The sequence below is a fragment of the Paraburkholderia fynbosensis genome (genome assembly GCF_902859935.1).
Lineage (GTDB): Bacteria > Pseudomonadota > Gammaproteobacteria > Burkholderiales > Burkholderiaceae > Paraburkholderia > Paraburkholderia fynbosensis.
Genome location: NZ_CADIKI010000002.1, coordinates 101,701 through 127,270 on the forward strand (window position 1 = coordinate 101,701; position 25,570 = coordinate 127,270).

Sequence of the window (25,570 nt, forward strand, 5' to 3'; positions counted from 1 at the left end):
GCGTAGTGGGTTGGCTTGTCCGATTGTAAAGGGCCACGCGCGCCGCGAGCCTGGTATGTGCGGTGAAACTCACAGCCAGGCGGCTTTGCGGGCCGGAGGCGGGGCAACGTTCTGTTAGAATGTCTCGCTTTCAGCCTTGTCCGTTTGCTCTGCCCGTTTCGCGCTCCTGGCGCCGCATCGTGCGCCGAAGCGAACTGGCATTCGAGCTCCCGGTCCTCAAGCGCGCACCGCTTTCTGACTCTGTCTCCGGACTCGACATGACGACCTCGTCTCCCGCACCCACCTCTTTGATGGCCAACGCAATCCGCGCGTTGTCCATGGACGCCGTTCAAAAAGCGAATTCCGGTCACCCGGGCATGCCGATGGGCATGGCCGAAATCGGCGTGGCTTTGTGGTCGCGTCACCTGCGTCACAACCCGAAGAACCCGCAGTGGGCCGATCGCGACCGTTTCGTGCTGTCGAACGGCCACGGCTCGATGCTGCTGTACTCGCTGCTGCACCTGACCGGCTACGATCTGCCGATGGAAGAGCTGAAGAACTTCCGCCAGATGCACTCGAAGACGCCGGGCCACCCGGAATACGGCATCACGCCGGGCGTCGAAACCACCACCGGCCCGCTCGGCCAGGGTCTCGCGAACGCGGTCGGCATGGCGCTCGCCGAGTCGCTGCTCGCGACCGAATTCAACAAGCCTGACGCGAAGATCGTCGATCACCACACGTACGTGTTCGTCGGCGACGGCTGCCTGATGGAAGGCATCTCGCACGAAGCGTGTTCGCTGGCGGGCGTGCTGAAGCTGAACAAGCTGATCGCGTTCTACGACGACAACGGCATCTCGATCGACGGCGAAGTGGTGCACTGGTTCCGCGACGACACGCCCAAGCGCTTCGAAGCGTACGGCTGGAACGTGATCCCGAACGTGGTCGGCCACGACGTCGACGCAGTGGACGCCGCGATCAAGCAGGCCAAGCTCTCCGACAAGCCGACGCTGATCTGCTGCAAGACCGTGATCGGCGAAGGCTCGCCGAACAAGGCCGGCAGCCATGATTCGCACGGCTCGGCGCTCGGCGACAAGGAAGTCGCGGCCACGCGTGAAGCGATCGGCTGGAAGTGGGAACCGTTCGTGATTCCGCAGGAAGTCTACGCGGCGTGGGATGCGAAGGAAGCCGGCGCGCACGTCGAAGGCGAATGGGACAAGGCATTCGCGGCCTACGCGGCCAAGTATCCGCAGGAAGCAGCCGAATTCAAGCGCCGTGACGCGAAGCAACTGCCGGCAGACTGGAAGGAAAAGGCGAAGGCGATCATCGCCGGCGCGAACCAGCGCGCGGAAACCATCGCGACGCGTAAGGCATCGCAGCAGGCCATCGAAGGTTTGTCGGTGGTGCTGCCCGAACTGCTCGGCGGTTCCGCCGACCTGACCGGCTCGAACCTGACCAACTGGAAGGCCGCGAAGCCGGTGCGCGTGAATGCGGATGGCAAGGCAACCGGCAATTACGTGAACTACGGCGTGCGCGAATTCGGTATGAGCGCCGCGATCAACGGCATCGCGCTGCATGGCGGCTTCAAGGCGTTCGGCGGCACGTTCCTGACTTTTTCGGACTACAGCCGCAACGCGCTGCGCGTCGCCGCGCTGATGAAAGCGCCGTCCATCTTCGTGTTCACGCACGACTCGATCGGTCTGGGCGAAGACGGCCCGACCCACCAGTCCATCGAACACGTCGCGAGCCTGCGCCTGATTCCGAACCTGCAAGTGTGGCGCCCGGCCGACACCGTCGAAACGGCGGTGGCCTGGACTCACGCAGTTGAGCATCACGGCCCGTCGTGCCTGATCTTCAGCCGTCAGAATCTGGCGTTCTCGGAGCGCACTGACGCGCAGATCGCCAACATCGAGAAGGGCGGCTACGTGCTGCGCGACTGGAACGACGAGATCGTCGCGCGCAAGATCATCCTGATCGCCACCGGCTCGGAAGTCGAACTGGCGCTGAACGCGGTCGAGCCGCTGGCACGCGAAGGCATCGCGGCGCGTGTCGTGTCGATGCCGTCGACCACGGTGTTCGACAAGCAGGACGCCGAGTACCGCGAGCGCGTGCTGCCGCACGGCGTGCGCCGCGTCGCGGTCGAAGCGGGCGTGACGGATTTCTGGCGCAAGTACGTGGGTCTGGAAGGCGGCGTGGTCGGGATCGACACGTTTGGAGAATCGGCCCCGGCTGGCGTGCTGTTCAAGCATTTCGGCTTCACCGTCGAGCATGTGGTAGAGACGGCTAAAGCCGCACTGGGCTGATGTAGGCGAGGCGTTGCCGCATGGCGTATGAACGCGCGGCAACGCAGCCTGTCAGACGAACGAGACGTATTTTTTCAGCCATCAGGAGATAGACCATGACGATTCGCGTCGCAATCAACGGCTACGGCCGGATCGGCCGCAATACCCTGCGCGCCTTCTACGAAAACGGCAAGAAGCACGATATCGAAATCGTCGCCATCAACGATCTCGGCGATGCCAAGACCAACGCTCACCTGACGCAATACGACACGGCGCACGGCAAGTTCCCGGGCGAAGTGTCGGTGGACGGCGATTACCTGGTCGTCAATGGCGACAAGATCCGCGTGCTCGCCAACCGCAACCCGGCCGAACTGCCGTGGGGCGAACTGAACGTTGACGTCGTGATGGAATGCACGGGCTTTTTCACGACCAAGGAAAAGGCCAGCGCGCACATCAAGGGCGGCGCAAAGAAGGTCATCATCTCGGCGCCGGGCGGCAAGGACGTCGACGCAACGATCGTCTACGGCGTGAATCACAACGTGCTGAAGGCATCGGACACGGTGATCTCCAACGCATCGTGCACGACCAACTGCCTGGCGCCGCTCGTCAAGCCGCTGAACGACAAGATCGGCCTCGTGAACGGCCTCATGACGACGATCCACGCGTACACGAACGACCAGGTTCTGACCGACGTGTACCACGAAGATCTGCGCCGCGCGCGCTCGGCGACGCACAGCCAGATCCCGACCAAGACCGGCGCGGCATCGGCAGTGGGTCTCGTGCTGCCTGAACTGAACGGCAAGCTCGACGGCTACGCGATTCGTGTCCCGACGATCAACGTGTCGGTCGTCGATCTGTCGTTCATCGCCGCGCGCGACACGACGGTCGAAGAAGTCAACGCGATCATGAAGGAAGCCTCGGAAGGCGCGCTGAAGGGTATCCTCGGCTACAACGATGCACCGCTCGTGTCGATCGACTTCAACCACAACCCGGCTTCGTCGACGTTCGACGCGACGCTGACCAAGGTGTCAGGCCGTCTGGTGAAGGTGTCGAGCTGGTACGACAACGAGTGGGGTTTCTCGAACCGCATGCTGGACACGGCTGTGGCGCTCGCCAACGCGAAGTAAGCTATGGCGCCTCGTTGCGCTCTGCGCTCGCTGTGAAGCCGGCCTCGGGGCGGGCGGCAGGGCAGCGCAGGGCAAGGGCAAAAAAGCCGCTCCTCGGAGCGGCTTTTTTTACATCTGCGGCGTGGGGAAATGAACGCCGGCGCGTTGCGCGGCATTCGAGATGTGGGTTTCGATCGCCTTGCCCGCGGCTGCGGAATCGCGTGCGCTGAGCGCGTCCAGAATCGCGCGATGCTCGGTGTACGTCGATAGCACCAGTTCGCGGCGGTAGAACGGCATCCGCTGGCTTTCCTTCATGATTTCCGCGCTGCTTTGCAAGATCGATTCGATTGCCGCATTGCCGGCAATGCTCACCATCCGCATGTGGAACGCGTAGTCGAGGCGCGCGGCTTCGTCGAGTTCGTCGCAGGCGAGCGCGGTTTGCATCTCCGTGACGTTGTTCTCGAACCAGGCGAGGTCGGCGTCACGCACGGCAAGCGCCGCCATGCGCGCGACGAAGCCTTCCAGCGCGAAGCGCATCTGATAGGTGTCCGGCAGCGACGACTGCTCGGCGAAACGCCACGATTGTGCAGCCGCGGCCTGCGCGCTTTCCACATACACGCCCTTCCCGGGCCGGATCACCAGCAGACCGAGCGCCTCGAGCGTGGAGAGCGCCTCGCGCAGCGACGCGCGGCTGATCGACAGTTCTTCGGAAAGTTGACGCTGGGCCGGCAGCAGGCTGCCCACCGGATAGTCGCCCGCTTCGATCCGTTCGCGGATGGTCGCGATGGCAGCATCGGTGACGGTATGCGGAACGTTTTTCATCGTGGCTCACTGGGTAGCGCGGTCTGACCAGCATTGTAATAGGCAGTCCGAACCCGTGCGCGGTCGGTCGGCCGGCCTCTGCGATCCCGCGGGGAACGCCCGCAAAAACAACGGGTAAACACTGTTTTATGAATCCTTGACGCCAGTATATCGACTTCCTACTATTAGCCATAACAGCACTGGTCGGACCAGTCTGAACAGGTAGGATCGAAAACCAGGAGGAAGCCGTGTTGAAATTCTTCAATTCGCTGTTTGGCCGGGTCGTCATAGCGCTCGTGGTGGGTGTCGTGATCGGCGCGATTTATCCGCATTTCGCCCAATCGCTGCGTCCGCTCGGCGACGGCTTTCTCAAGCTGATCAAGATGGTGATCGGTCCGATCGTGTTTTGCGTAGTGGTCAGCGGCATGGCGCATGCCGGCGATCTGCGCAAGGTGGGGCGTGTCGGGATGAAGGCGGTGGTCTACTTCGAAATCATGACGACGATCGCGCTCGTAATCGGCGCGGTGCTCGCCTACGTCACGCGGCCCGGCGTCGGCATGAACATCGATCTGCGTTCGCTCGACCCGGCCTCGCTCGCCACCTACACCGAGCACGCGAAGAGTCTCAAAGACACCGCGGGCTTCCTGCTGAAGATCATTCCCGATACGGCGATCAACGCCTTCGCGACCGGCGACATCCTGCAGATTCTGGTGTTTTCGGTGCTGTTCGGCTCGGCGCTGTCGCTACTCGGCAAGAAGGCGCAGCGCGTGAGCAGCCTGATCGACGAGCTGTCGCAGGTGTTTTTTCGCGTGATGGGCTTCATCATCAAACTCGCGCCGCTCGGCGTGCTCGGCGCGATTGCATTCACCACCGGCACCTATGGCGTCGAGTCGCTCAAGCAGCTCGGCATGCTGGTGCTGGTGTTCTACGCGAGCTGCTTCGTGTTCGTCGCGGTGGTGCTGGGCATCGTGATGCGGCTCGCTGGTTTCAGCCTCTTCAAGCTGATTCGCTATCTGCGCGAGGAACTGTCGATCGTGCTCGGCACGGCATCGTCGGACGCCGTGCTGCCGCAGATCATGCGCAAGCTCGAATGGATGGGCGTGAAGGATTCGACCGTCGGCCTCGTGATTCCGACCGGCTATTCGTTCAACCTCGACGGTTTTTCGATCTATCTGACGCTGGCGGTGATCTTCATCGCGCAGGCCACCAACACGCCGCTGTCGATGCACGATCTGATCGTGGTGGTGCTGGTGTCGCTGGTGACGTCGAAGGGCGCGCATGGTATTCCCGGCTCGGCCATCGTGATTCTGGCGGCGACCTTGTCCGCGATTCCGGCGATTCCCGTGCTCGGGCTCGTGCTAATCCTGCCGGTCGACTGGTTCGTCGGCATTGCCCGCGCGTTGACCAACCTGATCGGCAACTGCGTCGCGACGGTGGTGGTTGCCGTGTGGGAAAACGACATCGACCGGGCGCGCGCTCATCGTGTGCTTAACCGCGACGCCGCCTTGCGCTACGTGCCGGCAGGCGACGAAGTGGGCGCCGAGCCGATCGGCGGCGAACACGCCCACGCGATCTGACGCGAGCGGGCCGACACACGCAACCGCTTCGTTATCCGAACCGAGATTTCGCGCGCCGGCTCGGCGCGCTTTCCATAGCGGCGGATGCCGTAACTCCGCCGCTTGCCCTTCATCTTCCGCAGCCTGACCGAGACTATGGCCAATCCGATCCTCGACCCCAACGCTCCTGCCTTCACGCGCCGCTACATGAATCTCGCCGACCCGCGCCTGGGCGCGAAGGCGCTCTTCGCCAGCGACGAATTCTTCGCGCCGAAGGAGCGCATGCTCGAACCGCAGCCGGCGGTCTTCATCGCCGGTAAATACGACGACCACGGCAAGTGGATGGACGGCTGGGAAACCCGCCGCAAACGCACCACCGGTCACGACCATTGCGTGATCCGGCTCGCGCGGCCGGGCGTCGTGCACGGCGTCGACCTGGATACGAGCCACTTCACCGGCAATTTCCCGCCGGCCGCGTCGATCGACGCGTGTTATGCGGACGGCGACGTGCCGCCCGACAACGCTGACTGGCAAACGCTCGTGCCGGCCACGACGCTGCAGGGCAACCAGCACCACTACGTCGAAGTGAACGACGCGCGTGCGTTCACCCATCTGCGTGTGAATCTGTATCCGGACGGCGGCCTCGCGCGGCTACGCGTGTACGGCCAGCCGAAGCGCGACTGGGAGCGCGTCGAGCGCTGCACGCTGCTGGATCTTGCCGCGATCGAAAACGGCGCGTACCTCGTCGCCGCGAATAATCAGCACTTCGGAGCAGCTTCGCAGATGCTGATGCCGGGCCGCGGCGTCAACATGGGCGACGGCTGGGAAACGCGACGCCGCCGCGAGCCGGGCAACGACTGGGCGATCGTCGCGCTGGCGCGGCCGGGCGTGATCCGCAAGGTCGAAGTGGACACCGCGCACTTCAAGGGGAATTTCCCGGACCGCTGTTCGCTGCAGGCGGCGTCGGTGACGGGCGGTACGGACGATTCGCTCGTCACGCAGGCGATGTTCTGGCCGGTGCTGCTCGGCGAACAGAAGCTGCAAATGGACCACGCCCACACCTTCGCGGACGGCCTCGCGTCGCTGGGGCCCGTCACGCATGTGCGTTTCAATATCTTTCCTGACGGCGGCGTGTCGCGCCTGCGTCTGTGGGGTGAGATCGCTTAACGGAGCCGTGTGATGAAGACATTGCAGATGGAACGTTTGACGCGCGCGGCCTTCGCCCCGTTCGGCGACGTCATCGAGCTGGACGGCGCGCGCCATTTCCCAATCAATGGCGGCACCACCGAGCGCTATCACGATCTCGCTGCCGTCGACGTGGCGGCGCAGGGCGGCCGCCCGCTGATCAACCTGTTTCGTGCGCAGTCGCGCACGCTGCCGGTCGACATCACGATGATGGAGCGGCATCCGCTCGGCAGCCAGGCTTTCATTCCCTTGCGGCAGGGCCGCTATCTGGTGGTGGTCGCGCCGCCGGGCGAGTTCGATCCGGCGCGGATGCGGGCCTTCTGGACCGACGCCTGGCAGGGCGTGAATTACGCGAAGGGGGTCTGGCATCATCCGCTGCTGGCGCTCGATCACGTGAGCGATTTCGTGGTGGTCGATCGTGGCGGCGAAGGCAACAATTGCGATGAACGGTCATTGCCCGAGCCGTGGCGGCTGGCGTTTGAAGTAAGCGCCGAACTTATCGCATAGCGGCACATACAGCACCGCCGTGAACGTAAAAAGACCCGGCCGATTCGCATCGGCCGGGTCTTTTTCATGGCCACCTCACGCACCCACGCACCCGGCGCGGGCGGTGCAACGGCGTCAATGCTTGCGATGCGGGCAATTCTCCTTCGTGCAGGCGCCATACAGCGCCAACGCGTGTTCCTGCAGCTTGAAGCCGCGTTCCTTCGCAATAGATTGTTGACGGCTCTCGATTTCGGGATCGAAAAACTCTTCCACAAGCCCGCAGTCGAGACACACGAGATGGTCGTGATGCGACCCTTCGTTGAGTTCGAACACTGCCTTGCCCGATTCGAAATTGCTGCGCGAGAGCAGGCCTGCCTGCTCGAATTGCGTCAGCACGCGATACACGGTTGCGAGACCGATATCGAGTTCCTCGTGCAGGAGGTTGCGGTACACGTCTTCGGCCGTCAGATGACGTACCGGGCTGTGCTGAAAAATCTCAAGGATTTTGAGGCGCGGAAGGGTCGCCTTGAGCCCGATATTCTTGAGATCGGTTGGATTGGTCATGACAAGGGATCCCTAGAGTACAATGCTGGGCTCTCATAGTAATGTGTTTTTGCCGTTCTGGTCATCTTCGATGGAATGAAACTCGCGCGGCTCGTCAGCGGGCCCGCACGGTGAGTGAAATGATTTCAAAATCTCAATTGATCTACCGGGGGAGCCGCATGCGGGGTACCTTGATCGCTGTTGCGACTGTCGCGGTTCTTGCCGGATGTTCCACGTACGACAGTCTTACGCAGCGAGTCGCCCAAAGCATCACGCCGTACCGGATCACAGTGGTGCAAGGCAATTTCGTCTCGAGTGAAATGGCGTCGCAAATGAAGGCCGGCATGACGCGCGCACAGGTGCGCCAGGTGCTCGGCACGCCGCTTTTGACCGACATGTTCCACGCCGACCGCTGGGACTACGTGTTCTATTTCAAGCGCGGCTCGACCGCTGTCGTGCAGCAGCGCGACTTCGTCGTGTTCTTCTCAGGTGACGTCGTCGCCAGCTGGACGGGTGGCGAAGACTTGCCGTCCAACCTCGAATTGCTGGCCGAGATCGACGGCGACCGGCGCGGCAACAAAAGGGCGCTCGCGAGTGCGCCGAGCGCGGCCAGCGCCGCCGCGGCGAACGCCGCAAGCGCGCCGGCGGCCACGGCGCTCGCCCCGGCCACGGCGGACGCCGCGCGTTCGCCGTCGGTCGAGGGCGCTGCCGCAGCCGCTGAGCCGTCCACGGACGCCAACGCGGAGGCCGCGCAAGCCGCCAATCGTGCGACCAATGCGGTGCAATCGCCGTCAAACGCGCGCTCGTCGGTGCGTTCCACGGCGCCGACCCCGAATGCGGGCGGCGTGCCGTCGCAAGGACCGACCTCTGGCGGGCAGCCGCAGTTCCAGTTCCACCGTCCGCCGCCGCCGGCTCCGACTACGCAGAGCAATCCGGTCGGACCGACGGGCCCGCAAAGCAGCAACAGCGGCCCAGCGTACAACGCGCCAGTGACTTCGCCTTCGTCGACGTCGGGAACGGGCGACTAATCTCGCTGTCCCTGTTTTGAGGCGGGCACGGCGCCATGCGCGCGGCGCCCGCCGGATTCTCCGCTTGTCCAATGAGTGCGGCGCCCGGGTGTGCTGTCCGCCGCCGCCGCTTTTGCCCGCATTTGCCGGGTTTTGTCTTTTCGAACCCTCGTAGCCATGAAAATTGCCATTGCTGGCGCATCGGGCCGTATGGGCCGCATGCTCATCGAAACCGTCCTCAATGATCCCGCTGCCACGTTGTCCGGCGCGCTCGTGCGCGCGGGCTCCGCGCAACTGGGGCAGGATGCGGGCGCGTTTCTCGGCAAACAGACCGGCGTGCCGATGACCGACGACATCGAGCGCGTGTTCGCCGAATCCGATTACCTGATCGACTTCACGCGCCCGGCCGGCACGCTGGAGCATCTAGCGGCGGCGCAGCGCCACGACGTGAAAATGGTGATCGGCACGACCGGCTTCGACAACGAGCAGAAAGCGCAACTGCGCGCCGCGGCTGATAAGGTCGCCATCGTGTTCGCGTCGAATATGAGCGTGGGTGTGAACGTCACGCTCAAGCTGCTGGAATACGCGGCGAAGCATTTCGCGACGGGCTACGACATCGAGATCATCGAGGCGCATCATCGTCACAAGGTCGACGCGCCGTCCGGCACCGCGCTGACCATGGGCGAAGTGATTTCCAACGCGCTCGGCCGCAATCTCGACGAGTGCGCGGTGTACGGCCGCGAAGGCGTGACCGGCGAGCGCGATCCGTCCACGATCGGCTTCTCGGCGATTCGCGGCGGCGACATCGTCGGCGACCATACGGTGTTGTTCGCCGGCACCGGCGAGCGCATCGAAATTACGCACAAATCGTCGAGCCGGCTGTCGTATGCGCAAGGCTCGCTTCGGGCAGTGCATTTCCTCGAAGGCCATAAGACCGGCTTTTTCGACATGCAGGACGTGCTCGGCCTGCGTTGAGCTGCCTTGCACGGGTTTTGCACCCGGGCCACAAGGGCATCGCGGCCCGGCATACGCCCTGAATACACTTTCCCACGGTGAGGTCAGATGGCAGGCAGCAGCGGCATCATCCATTACCTGCAAACCAGCGACGCGATCACGCACGGGGTCGCGTATGTGCTGCTGGCCATGTCGATGGCGAGCTGGTGCTTCCTGATCGTCAAGAGCTGGATGCTGACGCGCGCCAAACGTCAGGCCACGCGGGCGATTGCGCAGTTCTGGCAGGCGCCGACGCTGTCCGAGGGCGTCGCGGTGTTGCGGCGCGCGGACCGTGAGCGCGTCTTCCTGCCGCTCGCCGAAGCGGCGCTGCATGCGGCCGAGGTGGATATTCCGGGCGCGCTGCTCGCGCGTGTCGAGCGTGGCGAGCGGGTGCTGCGGGCGTTGCGCCAGGCGCTCAACGCGTCGCAGCGGCGGCTCGAATTCGGCCAGGTGCTGCTGGCGTCGGTGGGCGCCACGGCGCCGTTCGTCGGCCTGCTCGGGACCGTGTGGGGCATCTATCACGCGCTCGGCAGCATCGCCGCGGCCGGTCAGGCGCAGATCGAGAACGTCGCCGGCCCGGTCGGCGAAGCACTGATCATGACGGCGTTCGGTCTGGTGGTCGCGATTCCGGCGGTGCTGGCGTACAACGTGCTCGGGCGCCTCGTGCGGCAGTTGTCCGAAGAACTCGACGGCTTCGCGCATGATCTGCACGCGTACGTGTGCGCGCCCGCGGAGCAGCCTCACGCGCCGGTGCGCACGCAGCAGGCTTCGACCCACTAGGCACGCGGTTCGCAAAGGTCCAGGCATAACGCCGAGGCGGAAGCCCAGCATCAGACTCAAGCGGAAAGCTCAGACGGAAGGAGGCGATCATGGCATTCGGCGGACTCGAGAAAAAGCAGACGGCTGCGCCGATGGCCGAGATCAACATGACCCCGTTGATCGACGTGATGCTGGTGCTGCTGGTGATTTTCATCATCACCGCGCCGTTGTTCACGCACGCGATCCGGCTCGATCTGCCGAAAGTCGCGGCTACGCCCGCGCGCGAAACGCCGCAAACCATTTCCCTGTCGATCGACGCCGCTGGCAAACTGTACTGGAACGGCAGCCTCATCACGCTCGCGCAGATGCGCACGCAGTTCGCGCAAGCGGCGAGCGAAGCCAGGCAGAAGGCGCAGCAGCCGGAGATCCATCTGCGCGCGGAGCGCTCGACGCGCTACGAGGTCATTGCGCAGGTAATGGGCGCGGCGCAGCAGGCCGGCCTCGAGCGGATCGGTTTCGTGACGGACCCGCCGCCCCCGGCGGGCGCGGCGCATTAAACCCTGCACCGCGCTTCACACCCACTGCTCGGCACCGGCGCGCCATCCCGCGCGGCGTAGCGTCCGCGAACGGTATAATCAGCCCTTTCCCCGCCGACGGGGAAACCACGCCATTTCATTTAGCAGAGCACCAAAGCGGCCGGTGCGAAAGCACCGAACCCAGCGATCCGATCACACCATGCACGAAAAATACGTTCCCTCCGACGTCGAATCCGCCGCGCAAGGGCAATGGCGCGCCATCGACGCGTACAAGACGACGGAAACCACCGACAAGCCCAAGTTCTATTGCGTCTCGATGCTGCCGTACCCGTCGGGCAAGCTGCACATGGGCCACGTGCGCAACTACACGATCAACGACGTGATGTACCGCTATCTGCGGATGAACGGCTACAACGTACTGATGCCGATGGGCTGGGACGCGTTCGGCATGCCGGCGGAAAACGCCGCGATGGCCAACAACGTGCCGCCCGCGAAGTGGACCTACGACAACATCGCTTACATGAAGAAGCAGATGCAGTCGATGGGCCTTGCGATCGACTGGACCCGCGAAGTCGCGACCTGCAGTCCCGACTACTACAAGTGGAACCAGTGGCTGTTCCTGAAGATGCTCGACAAGGGCATCGCTTACAAGAAGACCGGCACCGTCAACTGGGACCCGGTCGACCAAACCGTGCTCGCCAACGAGCAGGTGATCGACGGCCGCGGCTGGCGCTCGGGCGCGCTCGTCGAGAAGCGCGAAATCCCGATGTACTACATGCGCATCACGCAGTACGCGGACGAACTGCTGAACGACCTCGACGGCCTCGGTTGGCCCGAGCGCGTCAAGATCATGCAGCAGAACTGGATCGGCAAGAGCTTCGGCGTGAACTTCGGCTTCCCGTATGAAATCGACGGCGAACGGAAGCTGCTGCGCGTGTTCACCACGCGCGCCGATACGATCATGGGCGTGACCTTCTGCGCGATCGCCGCCGAGCATCCGCTTGCCACGCGTCTCGCGCAAGGCAAGCCGGAGCTGCAGGCGTTCATCGAAGAATGCAAGCGCGGCGGCGTGGCCGAAGCCGACGTCGCGACAATGGAAAAGAAGGGCATGGGCACCGGCTTCTACGTCACGCATCCGCTGACGCAGGAACAGGTCGAGGTGTGGATCGGCAATTACGTGCTGATGAGCTACGGCGAAGGCGCGGTGATGGGCGTGCCCGCGCACGACGAGCGCGACTTCGCGTTCGTGAAGAAATACGATCTGCCGATCAAGCAGGTAGTGGCAGTCGAAGGCAAGGAATTCTCGACGCAAGCCTGGCAGGAATGGTACGGCGAGAAGGCCGGCACGCTGGTCAACAGCGGCAAGTACGATGGCCTCGCGTACGAAGCAGCGGTCGACCAGATCGCGGCAGATCTGAAGGAACTCGGCCTCGGCGACAAGCAGATCACGTGGCGTCTGCGTGACTGGGGCGTGTCGCGTCAGCGCTACTGGGGCACGCCGATTCCGATCATCCACTGCCCGGCGTGCGGCGACGTGCCCGTGCCGGAAAAAGATCTGCCGGTGGTGCTGCCCGAAGACCTCGTGCCGGACGGCACGGGCAACCCGCTCGCGAAGTCCGAAGCGTTCGTGAACTGCACCTGCCCGACCTGCGGCGGCGCGGCGAAGCGTGAAACCGACACGATGGACACCTTCGTCGATTCGTCCTGGTACTTCTACCGCTACGCGTCGCCGGATGCGAAGACCATGGTCGACGAGCGCACCGACTACTGGGCGCCGATGGACCAGTACATCGGCGGTATCGAGCACGCGATTCTGCACCTGCTGTACTCGCGTTTCTGGGCGAAAGTGATGCGTGACCTCGGCCTCGTCAAGTTCGGCGAGCCGGCGAAGAACCTGCTCACGCAGGGCATGGTGCTCAACGAAACGTATTACCGCGAAAACGAAGCGGGCAAGAAGACCTGGTACAACCCGGCCGACGTCACCGTGTCTTTCGACGACAAGGGCCGTCCGGTCGGCGCGATCCTGAACGCGGATGGCCAGCCGGTGGTGCTCGGCGGCGTGGAGAAGATGTCGAAGTCGAAGAACAACGGCGTCGATCCGCAATTGCTGATCGATCAGCACGGCGCGGACACCGCGCGTCTGTTCGTGATGTTCGCGGCTCCGCCCGAGCAACAGCTCGAGTGGTCCGGTTCAGGCGTGGAAGGCGCGAGCCGCTTCCTGCGCCGCGTGTGGAATTTCGGTCACACGAACGAAGCCGCGTTGCGTGCGGGCGGCCAGCTCGACGCCGCACAATTCGGCGAGGCCGACAAGCTGCTGTGCCGCGAGATCTACAGCGTGCTGAAGCAGGCCGACTTCGACTATCAGCGTCTGCAATACAACACGGTGGTATCGGCTGCGATGAAGATGCTCAACGCGCTCGACAGCGCGAAGAGCGCCCAGCCGGCCGTGCTGCGCGAAACCTACAGCGTGATGCTGCGCGTGCTGTACCCGGTGGTGCCGCACCTGACGTTCCAACTGTGGCAGGAACTCGGTTACGCCGACGAATTCGGCTCGCTGCTCGACGCGGCATGGCCGAAGGTCGACGAGAAGGCGCTGGAGCAGGCCGAGATCGAACTCGTGCTGCAGGTGAACGGCAAGGTGCGCGGCGCGATCACCGTGGCGAAAGAGGCGACTCGTGAAGCGATCGAGCAGCTCGCGGCCGCGCATGAGATGGTCGCGAAGTTCAGCGAAGGCAAGGCCCCGAAGAAGATCGTTGTGGTGCCGGGTCGTCTCGTGAACGTGGTCGTTTGACGGTCCACGAAAACATGTTGGCAGACAGGACGCCGCCGCGCGCGGCGGCGTTTGTCTGCGCTGCGGAATCTACTGCGAACCGGGAGCCAATGTGACTCGCAGATCGTTTTTGACGCTGGCTTGCAGCGTGATGATGTTGTCGGCCTGCGGCTTCCAGTTGCGCGGCCAGCAGGACTACGCGTTCAAGCGCCTCTATGTTTCGGGCGGTTCCCCGGCCGCCGTCGCGCGGCTCACACGCATGGTGCAGGGCGGTAGCGACACGGTCATGGTCAACTCGCCGGCCAATGCCGACGCGCTGCTGCAGATCACTCAAGGCCGCAGCACGAGCACGCTGACGCTGAACTCGCTGGGCGTCGTCGCGGAGTATCAACTGAATCTGTCGATGGGCTACACGCTGACCGGCAAGGACGGCACCGTGCTGATTCCGCCGAGCGTGATCGCGCTGAATCGCGCGATGACCTATAGCGACCAGTTCTCGCAAGCGAAGGCCGCCGAGTCCGACATCCTCTTCGCCGATATGGAAAACGACGCGATCGACCAGTTGATCCGCCGTCTCGGGGTTGTGCGCTCGCTGCATCCGGCGCCGGGCGAAGGTGTGCCGGCCGTCGCGCCGCGTGCGCCGTTGCCGCCGCCGCCGCTGTGAGCGTGATGCCGTATCCGCTGCTGTGTATGATTCACCGCACCTGTTCAACCTCGCCGACCAGTAGCCATGCAACTGCGACTTGACGCGCTAGACGCGCATCTTGCGAAGGGACTCGCCGGACTGTACGTCGTGTACGGCGACGAGCATCTGCTCGCGCAGGAAGCGTGCGACCGGATTCGCGCGACGGCGCGCGCGGCCGGGTTCACCGACCGCTCGGTGTTCACGGTCGAGCGCGGTTTCGACTGGAGTTCGCTGCTCGGCGCGAGCCAGTCGATGTCGCTGTTCGGCGACCGCCAGCTTGTCGAGTTGCGCATTCCTTCGGGCAAGCCCGGCAAGGAAGGCGCGGATGCGCTGAAGGCGCTCGCCGCGGCCGTCAACGACGACGTGCTGACGATGGTCACGCTGCCGCGGCTCGACGCGGCCACGCAAAAGTCCGGGTGGTTCACGGCGCTCGCCGATGCGGGCGTCGCGTTGAAGATCGACCCGGTCGAGCGCGCGCAGTTGCCGAACTGGGTCGGGCAGCGGCTCGCGGCCCAAGGTCAGCGCGTCGCGGCCGGCGAAGAAGGGCGGCGCGCGCTCGCGTTCATCGCCGAGCGGGTGGAAGGCAATCTGCTCGCCGCCCATCAGGAAATCCAGAAGCTCGGGCTGTTGTATCCGGCCGGCACGCTCAGCTTCGAACAGATTCATGACGCCGTGCTCAACGTCGCGCGTTACGACGTGTTCAAGCTGAACGAAGCGATGCTGGCAGGCGACGTCGGCCGCCTCGCGCGCATGCTCGATGGCCTGCGCGGCGAGGGCGAGGCGTCGGTGCTGGTGTTGTGGGCGGTCGTCGAAGAAGTGCGCACGCTGCTGCGGATCAAGCGCGGTGTCGCCGCCGGCAAGCCGCTCGCGATGCTGGTGCGCGAGAACCGCGTGTGGGGTCCGCGCGAGCGGTTGATCGGGCCGGCGCTGTCGCGCGTCACCGAAGGCGCGCTGGAGAAGGCGCTCGCTTTGGCGGCGCGGCTGGATCGGCAGGTGAAGGGTTTGTCCGGCAGCACGCCGGGCAATCATCGCAACGATCCGCCGCCCGATCCGTGGGACGGTCTCTTCGAACTCGCCATGACGGTGGCCGCGCCGAAAACCGTGCCGGTGCCGCCGCCGCGACCTCGGGCTGGCGCCCTGACGCCGGCGCGAAGGCCGGCGTGAACCGAGGCGTGAAGGTCGCGTAGCGGCATTGGATCGCTTCGCGGAAGCTTGGGCAAATGCGGCGCCGTTAGCGTGTCGCGATGTGCTCCTCGTGTACCGCGTTTGCCGTCCTGTTCGCCACCGTGTCGGCCAGGGCATTTGCCCGTTCAGGCGCGCGCAGGTTCGACGCCGCTTACGCCGCCCACGCCGTTGTGCCGAGCAAAGCACCTGGACCGGACTTACAATCGTTTCTTCTTTCGCCAATCCTGCCAGTCCGCCGCACATCGACGTGCGCGGCACCACGAGAATGACCATGGATATCGACCAGTACATGACCGACCTCGGCCGACGCGCGCGCCAGGCTTCGCGCGCGATGGCGCGAGCCTCGACGGCGGCGAAGAACGCCGCTCTCGCGTCCGTCGCGCAGGCTATCGAGCGCGATGCCGCGCTGCTCAAGGAGGCCAATGCGCGTGACCTCGCGCGCGCCCGCGACAAAGGACACGACGCCGCGTTCATCGACCGTCTCACGCTGTCGGACAAAGCGCTGAGCACGATGGTGGAAGGCTTGCGGCAGGTCGCGTCGCTGGCCGATCCGATCGGCGAGATCAGCAATCTGAAGTACCGGCCGAGCGGCATCCAGGTCGGCCAGATGCGTGTGCCGCTGGGAGTGATTGGCATCATCTACGAATCGCGTCCGAACGTGACGATCGACGCCGCGGCGCTGTGCCTCAAATCCGGCAACGCGACGATTCTGCGCGGCGGCTCGGAAGCGCTCGAATGCAACACCGCGCTGGCCAGGCTGATCGGCGAAGGGCTGCAAGCCGCCGGTTTGCCGCAGGACGCCGTGCAGGTGGTCGCCACGTCGGATCGCGCGGCGGTCGGCAAGCTGATCACGATGACCGAGTATGTCGACGTGATCGTGCCGCGCGGCGGCAAGAGCCTGATCGAGCGATTGATCAAGGAAGCGCGCGTGCCGATGATCAAGCACCTCGATGGCATCTGCCACGTGTATGTCGACGATCGCGCGGATCTCACCAAGGCGCTGAACGTCTGCGACAACGCGAAGACGCACCGCTACGGCACCTGCAATACGATGGAAACGCTGCTGGTCGCGCGCGGCATCGCCGCAGACGTGCTGCCGCCGCTCGGCAAGCTGTATCGCGGCAAGGACGTCGAACTGCGCGTGGACGCGGCGGCGCGCGCGGTGCTCGCGGACGCGGGTGTGGGCCCGCTCGTCGATGCCACCGAGGAAGACTGGCGCACCGAATACCTCGCGCCGGTGCTCGCGATCAAGGTGGTCGACGGTCTCGACGCGGCGATCGATCACATCAACACCTACAGCTCGCACCACACCGACGCGATCGTCACGGAAGACCACGATCGCGCGATGCGCTTCCTGCGCGAAGTGGATTCGGCGAGCGTGATGGTCAACGCGTCGACGCGCTTTGCCGACGGCTTCGAGTTCGGTCTGGGCGCGGAAATCGGCATTTCGAACGACAAGCTGCATGCGCGCGGCCCGGTCGGCCTGGAAGGCCTGACCTCGCTCAAATACGTCGTGCTGGGTCACGGCGAAGGCCGTCAGTAAGGCGGCATCATTTCTGGGCGCGGTCATAGGCAAGTGTGCCTGGCAGCGCCAGCCACCACGTTGCACGAGGACCGCTGATGCTTTGGGTAAAAACGTTTCACATCGTCCTGGTTGCCTCCTGGTTTGCCGGCCTGTTCTATTTGCCGCGCATCTTCGTCAATCTGGCGATGGAAACGGAACCCGCCGCTACCGCGCGCCTGCTGATCATGGGGCGCAAGCTGTTCCGCTTCATGACGCTCATCGCGGTGCCGGCGCTGGTGTGCGGGCTGTGGCTGTGGCTCGTGGTCGGCATCGGCAGCGGGCAGGGCTGGATTCACGCGAAGGTCGGTGTGGTCGCGCTGCTGGTCATCTATCACGCGTATTGCGGCGTGCTGCTGCGGACTTTCGAGCGCGGCGAGAATCGTCGCTCGGACAAGTGGTATCGGATGTTCAATGAGTTGCCGGTGTTGGGGATGCTCGCGGCGGTCGCGTTGGTCGTGATCAAGCCGTTCTGAACCGGCGGTTTTCATACGCGGCAGTGAACAACAAAGAAGGGCGGTTTGCCGGCTGATCGGCAAACCGCCCTTGTCGTTTCTGGCGTGCTGCTTGCGAAGGCACCGCCGCGTTTTACCCGTGCGAATCCACTCTGCGCCGGTGAATCACCTCCTTGGTCTGCGCGAGCTTTTCCAGCAGTTCCGGTCCACGGCTGAGCGCCACGCCCACCGCCAGAATGTCGCCGATCGCCAGATGCGACACGCGCGAAGTCATCGGCGAAAAGATGTCCGTGTCCTCGTCGACGTTCGCGAAGAGGCCGACTGTCGCGAGGCGCGCCAGCGGCGAATTGCCGTGCGTAATCGCGATGACCTTCGCGCCAGCGTTGAGCGCAGCCTTCGCGGCGTCGATGATGTCGCGCGTGCGGCCGGTGTTCGAAATCGCGACCACGACGTCGCCTTCGGCCAATAGCGCCGCCGACATCAGAAACGTGTGCGGGTCCGAATACGCGACGCTCGGCATGCCGAGCCGGAAGAACTTGTGCTGCACGTCGAGCGCGGCGATGCCCGAGCCGCCCGCGCCGTAAAACTCGATGCGCCGCGCTTGCGCCAGCATTTCGATCGCCGCCGCCACGCTGTCCGACGACAGATTATTGCGCACCTGGATCAGCGCGCCGATGGTCCGGTCGAGCACCTTCGCGGCGACGCCCGGCGTCGGCTCGTCGGGGCGCACGTCGCGATAGACGGCGGGCACCTCGGCGGCAATGCCCTGCGCGAGCCGGATCTTGAACTCACGAAATCCCGAAAAACCGAGCGCATGACAGAACCGCGCGATGGTCGGCTGGCTCACGCCCGCACGGGCGGCGACTTCGGTCATCGACAGGTCGAGCACCTCGCGCGGCGCTTCGATCACGTAATCGGCCAGCTTGCGCTCGGAGGGGCGCAACTGCTCCCGCATCTCTTCCACTTGGGACAGCATCATTGGAAAACTCGCACTATGCTGAAGAATGCGTGGACTATATCTGATTGCACGAGAAGGTACAAAAACTACATATCCGGCTCTAGGTGTATTCCCTAGGTTTTTGCCGCTCAGCGCTTACCGGCTTCCAGTAAGGCGCGGTGGGACATGACCCAATGCCGCGGCGCAACAGGAAACGGCGTTGCGATCGTGTAGTTTTTCTACTAAGATGGCGTCGTCGGTTGATCCGACGCCCCCGCGATACCTACCTGGCAAAGTGCGCGCGCGCCTGGCGCCAGCGACGAAGGAGCTCCGATGGTTTCCCCGCATTCGCAATTGTTGAAAGTCACGCGGCGCGTGATCGAGCGCAGCAAGCCCACCCGTGACGCGTATCTGGCCCGCATCCATCATGCGCAAGGCAAGTTCCCGGCGCGCGGCGCGCTCTCGTGCGCCAACCTGGCTCACGGTTTCGCCGGCCTGGAGGGCAACGACAAGCTCGTCATCAAGCAGATCCGCGAACCGAACATCGGCATTGTGTCCTCGTACAACGAGATGCTGTCGGCCCACGCGCCGTACAAAAACTACCCGGACATCATCAAGCAGGCCGCGCGTGAAAACGGCGGCGTCGCGCAATTCGCGGGCGGCGTGCCGGCCATGTGCGACGGCATCACGCAGGGCAATGCGGGCATGGAACTGTCCCTGTTCTCGCGCGAAGTCATCGCGATGAGCACGGCGGTCGCGCTCACGCACAACATGTTCGACGCCGCGCTGTGTCTCGGCATCTGCGACAAGATCGTGCCGGGTCTGCTGATCGGCGCGCTGCAATTCGGCCATCTGCCGACCATCTTCGTGCCGGCCGGCCCGATGGCGAGCGGCCTGTCCAACGACGACAAAGCGAAGACGCGCCAGCAGTTCGCCACCGGCCAATGCGGCCGCGACGCGCTGCTCGAAGCGGAAGCGGCGGCCTACCACAGCCACGGCACCTGCACGTTCTACGGCACCGCGAACAGCAACCAGATGCTGATGGAAGTGATGGGCCTGCATCTGCCGGGTTCGGCCTTCGTGCATCCGCATACGCCGCTGCGCGACGCGCTGACCGCGCAGGCCGCGCGCCGCGTGCTCGATCTGACGGTGGAGCGCGGCAACTACATGCCGATCGGCCACGTGGTCGACGAGAAGGCGGTGGTCAACGGCATCGTCGCGTTGCTCGCGACGGGCGGCTCGACCAATCACACGCTGCATCTGGTCGCGATTGCGCGCGCGGCGGGCATCGTGATCGACTGGGACGACTTCGACACGCTGTCGCAAGTGGTGCCGCTGCTCGCGAAGATCTACCCGAACGGCAAGGCCGACGTGAATCACTTCCACGCGGCCGGCGGCGTCGCGTTCCTCGTGCGCAATCTGCTGGAAGGCGGTTTGCTGCACGACGACGTGAACACGGTCGCGGGCAAGGGACTCGCGCATTACACCGAAGAGCCGAAGCTGCTCGACGGCAAGCTGCAATGGGTGCCGGCCGTCGAGGCGAGCGCCGATACGGCGGTGCTTCGCGGCATCGACGAGCCGTTCCAGCCGGACGGCGGCTTGCGTCTGATGCAGGGCAAGCTCGGCCGCGGCGTAATCAAGATTTCGGCGGTGGCGGCGGCGCATCGCAAGGTGAAGGCGCCGGCGATCGTGTTCGATTCGCAGGAGGCGGTGCAGGAGGCGTTCGACAAAGGCGAGCTGAAGCGCGATTTCATCGCCGTGGTGCGCTTCCAGGGCGCGCGCGCAAACGGTATGCCCGAGCTGCATCGTTTGACGCCGCTGCTCGGTGTGTTGCAGGATCAGGGTTTCCATGTCGCATTGGTGACGGACGGCCGCATGTCCGGCGCGTCGGGCAAGGTGCCGGCGGTGATCCATCTGTCGCCGGAAGCATTGCTGCAAGGCCCCATCGGCAAGGTGCGCACGGGCGACATGCTGGTGATCGACGCCGAAGCGGGCGTGCTCGACATCGAGATCGACGCGGCCGAATGGGCGGCGCGCCCGAACGCCGAGCCGCTGCATCAGGCGGAAAACGAAGTCGGCTTCGGCCGCGAGCTGTTTGGCGTCTTCCGCGCGGCGGCGGCGCCAGCGGAGCAGGGCGCGTCGGTGTTCGGCAAGATGGTGGGTGAAGACGCAATCTCGCAGGCTACCCCGCACGCAGATCGGCATGCAACGCATCACGGTGCCGCGGCCAAAGCGCATACCGACAAACACACAAGCACCACGCAAGCCAGCTAAGTGCTGCAGAAACAAGGAGTCTGACTATGACGTCGAAAACAGTAAGCGATATCGTGCGCCTCGGCCCGGTGATTCCGGTGCTTGCGTTCGACTCGGTCGAACAGGGCGAACACGTGTCGCGCGCGCTGCATGCGGGCGGCGTGAAGGTGCTGGAAATCACCTTGCGCACGGCGGCCGGCCTCGAAGCGATCGAGCGCGCGAGCCAGTTGGCCGAGGACATCGTGGTCGGCGTCGGCACGATCACGAAGCCCGAGCACTGCGCGCAGGCGAAGAAAGCGGGCGCACAGTTCGGCGTGTCGCCGGGTTTGACGAAGGACATGCACAAGGCCGCGCAGGATGCGGGCTTGCCGCTGCTGCCGGGCGTGATGACGCCCACCGACATCATCGCGGCGCTGGAGCTCGGCTACGAGATCGTGAAGTTTTTCCCGGCGCAGCAAGCCGGCGGCGTGCCGATGCTGCAGGCATTCCACGGCCCGTTCCCGACGCTGAAGTTCTGCCCGACCGGTGGCATCACGGCCGAAACGGCGACGCATTTCCTGTCGCTGCCGAACGTGGTGTGCGTCGGCGGTTCGTGGCTCACGCCGAAGGCCGCGCTGGCGGCGCAGAACTGGGACGAAGTCACGCGTCTCGCGCGAGCCGCCAGCCAGCTCGCCGCGCCGGCCCACTAAAAGCCGCGCGCACTTCAAGCCGCCTCATCAAGGTCTGGCGCAAAGGAGCCTCGTCGATACAGCCGCTCGGGCTGTCGCGCCGGGGCTCCTTTGTGATTGCTTACCGGATTCACGCGCGCTTTCCGGAAACAAACAGTAAAATTCAGCGTCCACGCGGTCAGCCGGGTTTTCAGGCGCCGCGCAGGTCGCCACAAGACGAAGTGCTGGCCGTGTTCCGCACTCAGAATCAATAACGCAAAGGAGGAGCTTCATGGAAGCTGTCCACGGCAGCATGCTGCTGGTTTACGCGGTGGTCGCCATCGCATTGCTGATCTTGCTGATCACGCGCTACAAGGTTTATCCGTTCCTCGTTCTCATCATGGTGTCGCTGCTGCTGGGTCTCGTAGCCGGCATGCCTATGGCCACCATCGTCAAATCGTTCGAAACGGGTAACGGCAACACACTTGGGCACATCGCGGTCGTGGTCGGTCTCGGCACGATGCTCGGCAAGATGATGGCCGAATCGGGCGGCGCCGAGCGCATCGCCACCACGTTGATCAACTTCTTTGGCGAGAAGAACATCCACTGGGCGATGATGGTCGTCGCGATCATCGTCGGGTTGCCGGTGTTCTTCGAGGTCGGCTTCGTGCTGCTGATTCCGATCGCGTTCAACGTCGCGAGGCGCACCAACAAATCGCTGCTGCTGGTCGGCTTGCCGATGGTCGCGGGTCTGTCCGTCGTGCACGGACTGCTCCCGCCGCATCCGGCCGCGATGCTCGCCGTACAGGCGTATCACGCGGATATCGGCAGGACGATCGCCTACGGGCTGATCGTCGGCGTGCCGACCGCGATCATCGCCGGTCCGCTGTTCGCGCTGCTGGTCAGCCGCTATATCAAGCTGCCGAAGGAAAATGCGCTCGCCGCGCAATTTCTCGGCCATGACAATGGCGGCAACGGCGCCAACGCGAAAGCCGGCGCGGCGCCGAAGCGCGAATTGCCGAGCTTCGGCATCACGCTGTTCACGATCTTGCTGCCGGTGCTTCTGATGCTGATCGGCAGCTGGGCCGATCTGATCTCCACGCCGAAGACCCTGCCGAACGATCTGCTGCGCTTCTTCGGCAACTCGGACGTCGCGCTGTTGACGGCCGTGCTCGTCAGCTTCTGGACCTTCGGCGCGAGCCGCGGCTTTACGCGTGAACAGATCCAGAAGTTCTGCGGCGAATGTCTCGCGCCGATCGCGGGCATCACGCTGATCGTCGGCGCGGGCGGCGGTTTCGGCCGCGTGCTGATGGATAGCGGCATTTCGAAGGAAATCGTCAATGTGGCAACTTCCGTGCATATGTCGCCGCTGCTGTTCGGCTGGCTGGTCGCGGCGCTGATCCGTCTCGCGACCGGTTCTGCCACGGTGGCGATGACCACCGCCTGCGGCATCGTCGCGCCGATCGCGGCGGCGGGCGCGGTGCAGGTCAAGCCGGAATTGCTGGTGCTCGCCACCGGTTCGGGCTCGCTGATCTTCTCGCACGTGAACGACGGCGGCTTCTGGCTGATCAAGGAGTACTTCGGTATGACGGTGGGGCAGACCTTCAAGACATGGTCGCTCCTCGAGACCATCATCTCGCTGATGGGTTTGGGCTTGACCTTCGCGCTCGCGGCGGTCCTGTAAGGAAGTAAGGAGTCTTTGATGATTTTGATCGCAATGGGCGTGTCGGGCGCCGGCAAGACGAGAATTGGCGAAATGCTGGCGGAGCGCCTGCACTGCGCGTTCACCGACGGCGACGCGTTCCACAGCGCCGCCAATAAGGAGAAGATGCACCACGGCATTGCGCTCACCGACGAAGACCGTTGGCCGTGGCTGAAAACCATCCGCGCCGCGATCGAAGACAAGCAGAAGGCAGGCGAGACGGCGGTGTTCACGTGTTCGTCGCTCAAGCGCTCGTATCGCGACATCCTGCGCGACGGCGACAAGGACGTGTGCTTCGTCTACCTGAAGGGCTCGCGCCAGGTGCTCGAAGAGCGTCTGACCACGCGCACCGGGCACTTCTTCGATCCGTCGCTGCTGCAAAGCCAGCTCGATACGCTCGAAGAGCCGGGCGCGGACGAGGCGATCACGGTGAGCATCGAACTGTCGCCGGAAGAGATCGTCGACGACGTGTTGAAGCAGGTCGAGGCGCGGTGAGCTTGCGCTAGCCCATTCGCTCGTCGTTGTAGAGACGAAAAAAAGCCGCTCCTCGGAGCGGCTTTTTTATGCCCGCCTCGCGCGTCACGAGGCAGGCTTGCATCGAGCGGCGAATCAGCCGATGCGCTTCGCCAGTTCGACCGCTTTGCCGATATACGAACCCGGCGTCATCGCGAGCAGGCGGTCTTTCGCGTCCTGCGCAATCGCGAGGCCGCTCACGAAGGTTTGCAGCGCTTCACGCGTGATGCCCTTGCCGCGCGTCAGTTCCTTCAACTGCTCGTACGGGTTCTCGATGCCGTAGCGGCGCATCACCGTTTGCACCGGCTCGGCCAGCACTTCCCAGCAGTTGTCGAGGTCTTCGTTCAGACGCTGCGCGTTCACTTCGAGCTTGTCGAGGCCGCGAATCAGCGAGTCGTACGCGAGCAGCGAGTAACCGAACGCGACGCCGATGTTGCGCAGCACCGTCGAATCGGTCAAATCGCGCTGCCAGCGCGACACCGGCAGCTTGTCGGCCAGATGGCGCAGCGTGGCGTTCGCGAGACCGAGGTTGCCTTCGGAGTTTTCGAAGTCGATCGGGTTGACCTTGTGCGGCATCGTCGACGAACCGATTTCGCCGGCCTTGGTGCGCTGCTTGAAGTAGCCGACCGAGATGTAGCCCCACACGTCGCGGTCCAGATCCAGCAGGATCGTGTTCGCGCGCGAGACGGCGTCGAACAGTTCGGCCATATAGTCGTGCGGCTCGATCTGGATCGTGTACGGATTGAACGTGAGCTTCAGGCGCTGCTCGACCACTTCGCGCGAGAACGCTTCCCAGTCGAACTCCGGATACGCGGACAGGTGCGCATTGAAGTTGCCGACCGCGCCGTTCATCTTGCCGAGCAGTTCGACCTTCGCGATACGGTCGATCGCACGTTCGAGGCGCGCGGCGACGTTGGCCATTTCCTTGCCGAGCGTGGTCGGGCTGGCCGGCTGGCCGTGCGTGCGCGACAGCATCGGTTGAGCGGCGTGAGCATGTGCCAGCGCGACGAGGCGCTGATGCACCGAACGCAGCGCCGGCAGGATCACGTGTTCGCGCGCGCCGGCCAGCATCAGGCCGTGCGACGTGTTGTTGATGTCTTCCGAGGTGCACGCGAAGTGGATGAACTCGCTCGCGCGTTCCAGTTCTTCCTGACCCTTGACCGATTCCTTCAGCCAGTACTCGACCGCTTTCACGTCGTGATTCGTGACGCGTTCGATGTCCTTGATGCGCGCGGCGTCGTGCGCGGTGAAGCGCTCGGCCAGTTGCAGCAGGAATTGCTCGGACGCTTCGGAAAAGCGCGGCACTTCGGCGAAGCCGGCGCGCGACAGCGCGATCAGCCAGTGAATTTCAACCGTCACGCGATTGCGCATGAAGGCGGCTTCCGAGAGCCAGTCGCGCAGGGCTTCGGTTTTCGACGCATAGCGGCCGTCGAGCGGGGAGAGCGCGTTGAGCGCGAACAGGGTGTCGGGGCGGGTGTCGGACATGATGGGGACCGGGTCGAAGCGTTGAGCGCTCAGAGAGCGGATCGGGAACGGAGGGAACCGCGAATTTTACCACTGTGCGGGTGGCTGGCCGTTGGCGGCCGCGAATTTGCCGCGCGCGAGGCTGTGAGGCGCGGGGCGCGGCGCGCG

General features: G+C 64.4%; 22 protein-coding genes. 18 read left to right on the plus strand and 4 right to left on the minus strand.

Annotation, left to right across the window (positions count from 1 at the left end):
• Window positions 1–257 precede the first annotated feature (257 nt).
• The gene (gene tkt / locus HV770_RS03435; protein ID WP_175158105.1) at window positions 258–2,279 is read left to right on the plus strand and encodes a transketolase; all 2,022 of its coding nucleotides are present in this window, start codon (window positions 258–260) and stop codon (window positions 2,277–2,279) included.
• Between the two features lie 95 nt (window positions 2,280–2,374).
• Window positions 2,375–3,385, plus strand: a complete 1,011-nt coding sequence (gap, locus tag HV770_RS03440; protein ID WP_175158106.1) for a type I glyceraldehyde-3-phosphate dehydrogenase — start codon at window positions 2,375–2,377, stop codon at window positions 3,383–3,385.
• A 108-nt stretch (window positions 3,386–3,493) separates the two neighbouring features.
• Here gap and HV770_RS03445 read toward each other — a convergent pair whose 3' ends face one another.
• On the minus strand, window positions 3,494–4,186 hold the full coding sequence (locus tag HV770_RS03445; RefSeq protein WP_175158107.1) for a FadR/GntR family transcriptional regulator: 693 nt from the start codon (window positions 4,184–4,186) through the stop codon (window positions 3,494–3,496).
• Window positions 4,187–4,413: 227 nt separating this feature from the next.
• Here HV770_RS03445 and HV770_RS03450 point away from each other — a divergent pair, with 227 nt between their 5' ends.
• The 3 genes from HV770_RS03450 to HV770_RS03460 all read left to right on the plus strand — a co-directional run bounded on the left by HV770_RS03450 (window position 4,414) and on the right by HV770_RS03460 (window position 7,413).
• A complete protein-coding gene (locus HV770_RS03450) occupies window positions 4,414–5,742 on the plus strand; it encodes a C4-dicarboxylate transporter DctA (protein WP_175158108.1) in 1,329 nt (442 codons plus the stop codon).
• Between the two features lie 135 nt (window positions 5,743–5,877).
• On the plus strand, window positions 5,878–6,888 hold the full coding sequence (gene alc / locus HV770_RS03455; RefSeq protein WP_175158109.1) for an allantoicase: 1,011 nt from the start codon (window positions 5,878–5,880) through the stop codon (window positions 6,886–6,888).
• Window positions 6,889–6,900: 12 nt separating this feature from the next.
• Window positions 6,901–7,413 (plus strand): ureidoglycolate lyase, encoded by a 513-nt coding sequence (locus HV770_RS03460; protein ID WP_175158110.1) that lies wholly within the window; start codon window positions 6,901–6,903, stop codon window positions 7,411–7,413.
• Window positions 7,414–7,527: 114 nt separating this feature from the next.
• Here the strand turns inward: HV770_RS03460 and fur are convergent, their stop codons facing one another.
• Window positions 7,528–7,956, minus strand: a complete 429-nt coding sequence (fur, locus tag HV770_RS03465) for a ferric iron uptake transcriptional regulator (protein ID WP_169499872.1) — start codon at window positions 7,954–7,956, stop codon at window positions 7,528–7,530.
• Between the two features lie 158 nt (window positions 7,957–8,114).
• Between fur and HV770_RS03470 the strand changes: the two genes are divergently transcribed.
• The 9 genes from HV770_RS03470 (at window position 8,115) to HV770_RS03510 (ending at window position 17,907) form a co-directional block, all read left to right on the plus strand.
• Entirely contained in the window at window positions 8,115–8,963 is an 849-nt protein-coding gene (locus tag HV770_RS03470) for an outer membrane protein assembly factor BamE (protein ID WP_175158469.1), read from the plus strand.
• Window positions 8,964–9,119: 156 nt separating this feature from the next.
• A complete protein-coding gene (gene dapB, locus HV770_RS03475) occupies window positions 9,120–9,917 on the plus strand; it encodes a 4-hydroxy-tetrahydrodipicolinate reductase (protein ID WP_175158111.1) in 798 nt (265 codons plus the stop codon).
• 87 nt (window positions 9,918–10,004) lie between these two features.
• Window positions 10,005–10,715 carry a MotA/TolQ/ExbB proton channel family protein gene (locus HV770_RS03480; RefSeq protein WP_175158112.1) on the plus strand — a complete coding sequence of 237 codons (711 nt, stop codon included), beginning with the start codon at window positions 10,005–10,007 and terminating at the stop codon, window positions 10,713–10,715.
• An 89-nt stretch (window positions 10,716–10,804) separates the two neighbouring features.
• Window positions 10,805–11,251 (plus strand): ExbD/TolR family protein, encoded by a 447-nt coding sequence (locus HV770_RS03485; RefSeq protein WP_175158113.1) that lies wholly within the window; start codon window positions 10,805–10,807, stop codon window positions 11,249–11,251.
• A 178-nt stretch (window positions 11,252–11,429) separates the two neighbouring features.
• Window positions 11,430–14,021, plus strand: coding sequence for a leucine--tRNA ligase (leuS, locus tag HV770_RS03490; RefSeq protein ID WP_175158114.1), 2,592 nt, complete (start codon window positions 11,430–11,432; stop codon window positions 14,019–14,021).
• Between the two features lie 91 nt (window positions 14,022–14,112).
• Window positions 14,113–14,664, plus strand: a complete 552-nt coding sequence (locus tag HV770_RS03495; protein ID WP_246290703.1) for an LPS-assembly lipoprotein LptE — start codon at window positions 14,113–14,115, stop codon at window positions 14,662–14,664.
• A 66-nt stretch (window positions 14,665–14,730) separates the two neighbouring features.
• On the plus strand, window positions 14,731–15,849 hold the full coding sequence (gene holA / locus HV770_RS03500) for a DNA polymerase III subunit delta (protein ID WP_175158115.1): 1,119 nt from the start codon (window positions 14,731–14,733) through the stop codon (window positions 15,847–15,849).
• 292 nt (window positions 15,850–16,141) lie between these two features.
• On the plus strand, window positions 16,142–17,413 hold the full coding sequence (locus HV770_RS03505) for a glutamate-5-semialdehyde dehydrogenase (RefSeq protein ID WP_175158116.1): 1,272 nt from the start codon (window positions 16,142–16,144) through the stop codon (window positions 17,411–17,413).
• A gap of 77 nt (window positions 17,414–17,490) precedes the next feature.
• Entirely contained in the window at window positions 17,491–17,907 is a 417-nt protein-coding gene (locus tag HV770_RS03510; RefSeq protein ID WP_175158117.1) for a CopD family protein, read from the plus strand.
• A 112-nt stretch (window positions 17,908–18,019) separates the two neighbouring features.
• Here the strand turns inward: HV770_RS03510 and HV770_RS03515 are convergent, their stop codons facing one another.
• Window positions 18,020–18,865: a MurR/RpiR family transcriptional regulator gene (locus HV770_RS03515; protein ID WP_175158118.1), complete on the minus strand. Its 846-nt coding sequence runs from the start codon at window positions 18,863–18,865 to the stop codon at window positions 18,020–18,022.
• A 291-nt stretch (window positions 18,866–19,156) separates the two neighbouring features.
• On the opposite strand from HV770_RS03515, the gene edd reads away from it, so the two are divergent.
• The 4 genes from edd (at window position 19,157) to HV770_RS03535 (ending at window position 23,920) form a co-directional block, all read left to right on the plus strand.
• A complete protein-coding gene (edd, locus tag HV770_RS03520; RefSeq protein ID WP_175158119.1) occupies window positions 19,157–21,097 on the plus strand; it encodes a phosphogluconate dehydratase in 1,941 nt (646 codons plus the stop codon).
• A 26-nt stretch (window positions 21,098–21,123) separates the two neighbouring features.
• Window positions 21,124–21,765 carry a bifunctional 4-hydroxy-2-oxoglutarate aldolase/2-dehydro-3-deoxy-phosphogluconate aldolase gene (gene eda, locus HV770_RS03525; protein WP_175158120.1) on the plus strand — a complete coding sequence of 214 codons (642 nt, stop codon included), beginning with the start codon at window positions 21,124–21,126 and terminating at the stop codon, window positions 21,763–21,765.
• A 250-nt stretch (window positions 21,766–22,015) separates the two neighbouring features.
• Window positions 22,016–23,407, plus strand: a complete 1,392-nt coding sequence (locus tag HV770_RS03530) for a GntP family permease (RefSeq protein WP_175158121.1) — start codon at window positions 22,016–22,018, stop codon at window positions 23,405–23,407.
• Window positions 23,408–23,425: 18 nt separating this feature from the next.
• Window positions 23,426–23,920, plus strand: a complete 495-nt coding sequence (locus HV770_RS03535; RefSeq protein ID WP_175158122.1) for a gluconokinase — start codon at window positions 23,426–23,428, stop codon at window positions 23,918–23,920.
• 114 nt (window positions 23,921–24,034) lie between these two features.
• Here HV770_RS03535 and purB read toward each other — a convergent pair whose 3' ends face one another.
• Complete coding sequence (gene purB / locus HV770_RS03540; RefSeq protein WP_175158123.1) at window positions 24,035–25,423, minus strand: adenylosuccinate lyase; 1,389 nt, start codon at window positions 25,421–25,423, stop codon at window positions 24,035–24,037.
• Window positions 25,424–25,570: the final 147 nt, after the last annotated feature.

Bases quoted from the DNA above. Each gene is read 5' to 3' on its own strand.
- tkt (WP_175158105.1), top strand. From the start codon at position 258: ATGACGACCTCGTCTCCCGCACCCACCTCTTTGATGGCCAACGCAATC.
- gap (WP_175158106.1), top strand. From the start codon at position 2,375: ATGACGATTCGCGTCGCAATCAACGGCTACGGCCGGATCGGCCGCAAT.
- HV770_RS03445 (WP_175158107.1), bottom strand. From the start codon at position 4,186: ATGAAAAACGTTCCGCATACCGTCACCGATGCTGCCATCGCGACCATC.
- alc (WP_175158109.1), top strand. From the start codon at position 5,878: ATGGCCAATCCGATCCTCGACCCCAACGCTCCTGCCTTCACGCGCCGC.
- HV770_RS03460 (WP_175158110.1), top strand. From the start codon at position 6,901: ATGAAGACATTGCAGATGGAACGTTTGACGCGCGCGGCCTTCGCCCCG.
- fur (WP_169499872.1), bottom strand. From the start codon at position 7,956: ATGACCAATCCAACCGATCTCAAGAATATCGGGCTCAAGGCGACCCTT.
- HV770_RS03470 (WP_175158469.1), top strand. From the start codon at position 8,115: ATGCGGGGTACCTTGATCGCTGTTGCGACTGTCGCGGTTCTTGCCGGA.
- dapB (WP_175158111.1), top strand. From the start codon at position 9,120: ATGAAAATTGCCATTGCTGGCGCATCGGGCCGTATGGGCCGCATGCTC.
- HV770_RS03480 (WP_175158112.1), top strand. From the start codon at position 10,005: ATGGCAGGCAGCAGCGGCATCATCCATTACCTGCAAACCAGCGACGCG.
- HV770_RS03485 (WP_175158113.1), top strand. From the start codon at position 10,805: ATGGCATTCGGCGGACTCGAGAAAAAGCAGACGGCTGCGCCGATGGCC.
- leuS (WP_175158114.1), top strand. From the start codon at position 11,430: ATGCACGAAAAATACGTTCCCTCCGACGTCGAATCCGCCGCGCAAGGG.
- holA (WP_175158115.1), top strand. From the start codon at position 14,731: ATGCAACTGCGACTTGACGCGCTAGACGCGCATCTTGCGAAGGGACTC.
- HV770_RS03505 (WP_175158116.1), top strand. From the start codon at position 16,142: ATGGATATCGACCAGTACATGACCGACCTCGGCCGACGCGCGCGCCAG.
- HV770_RS03510 (WP_175158117.1), top strand. From the start codon at position 17,491: ATGCTTTGGGTAAAAACGTTTCACATCGTCCTGGTTGCCTCCTGGTTT.
- HV770_RS03515 (WP_175158118.1), bottom strand. From the start codon at position 18,865: ATGATGCTGTCCCAAGTGGAAGAGATGCGGGAGCAGTTGCGCCCCTCC.
- edd (WP_175158119.1), top strand. From the start codon at position 19,157: ATGGTTTCCCCGCATTCGCAATTGTTGAAAGTCACGCGGCGCGTGATC.
- eda (WP_175158120.1), top strand. From the start codon at position 21,124: ATGACGTCGAAAACAGTAAGCGATATCGTGCGCCTCGGCCCGGTGATT.
- HV770_RS03530 (WP_175158121.1), top strand. From the start codon at position 22,016: ATGGAAGCTGTCCACGGCAGCATGCTGCTGGTTTACGCGGTGGTCGCC.
- HV770_RS03535 (WP_175158122.1), top strand. From the start codon at position 23,426: ATGATTTTGATCGCAATGGGCGTGTCGGGCGCCGGCAAGACGAGAATT.
- purB (WP_175158123.1), bottom strand. From the start codon at position 25,423: ATGTCCGACACCCGCCCCGACACCCTGTTCGCGCTCAACGCGCTCTCC.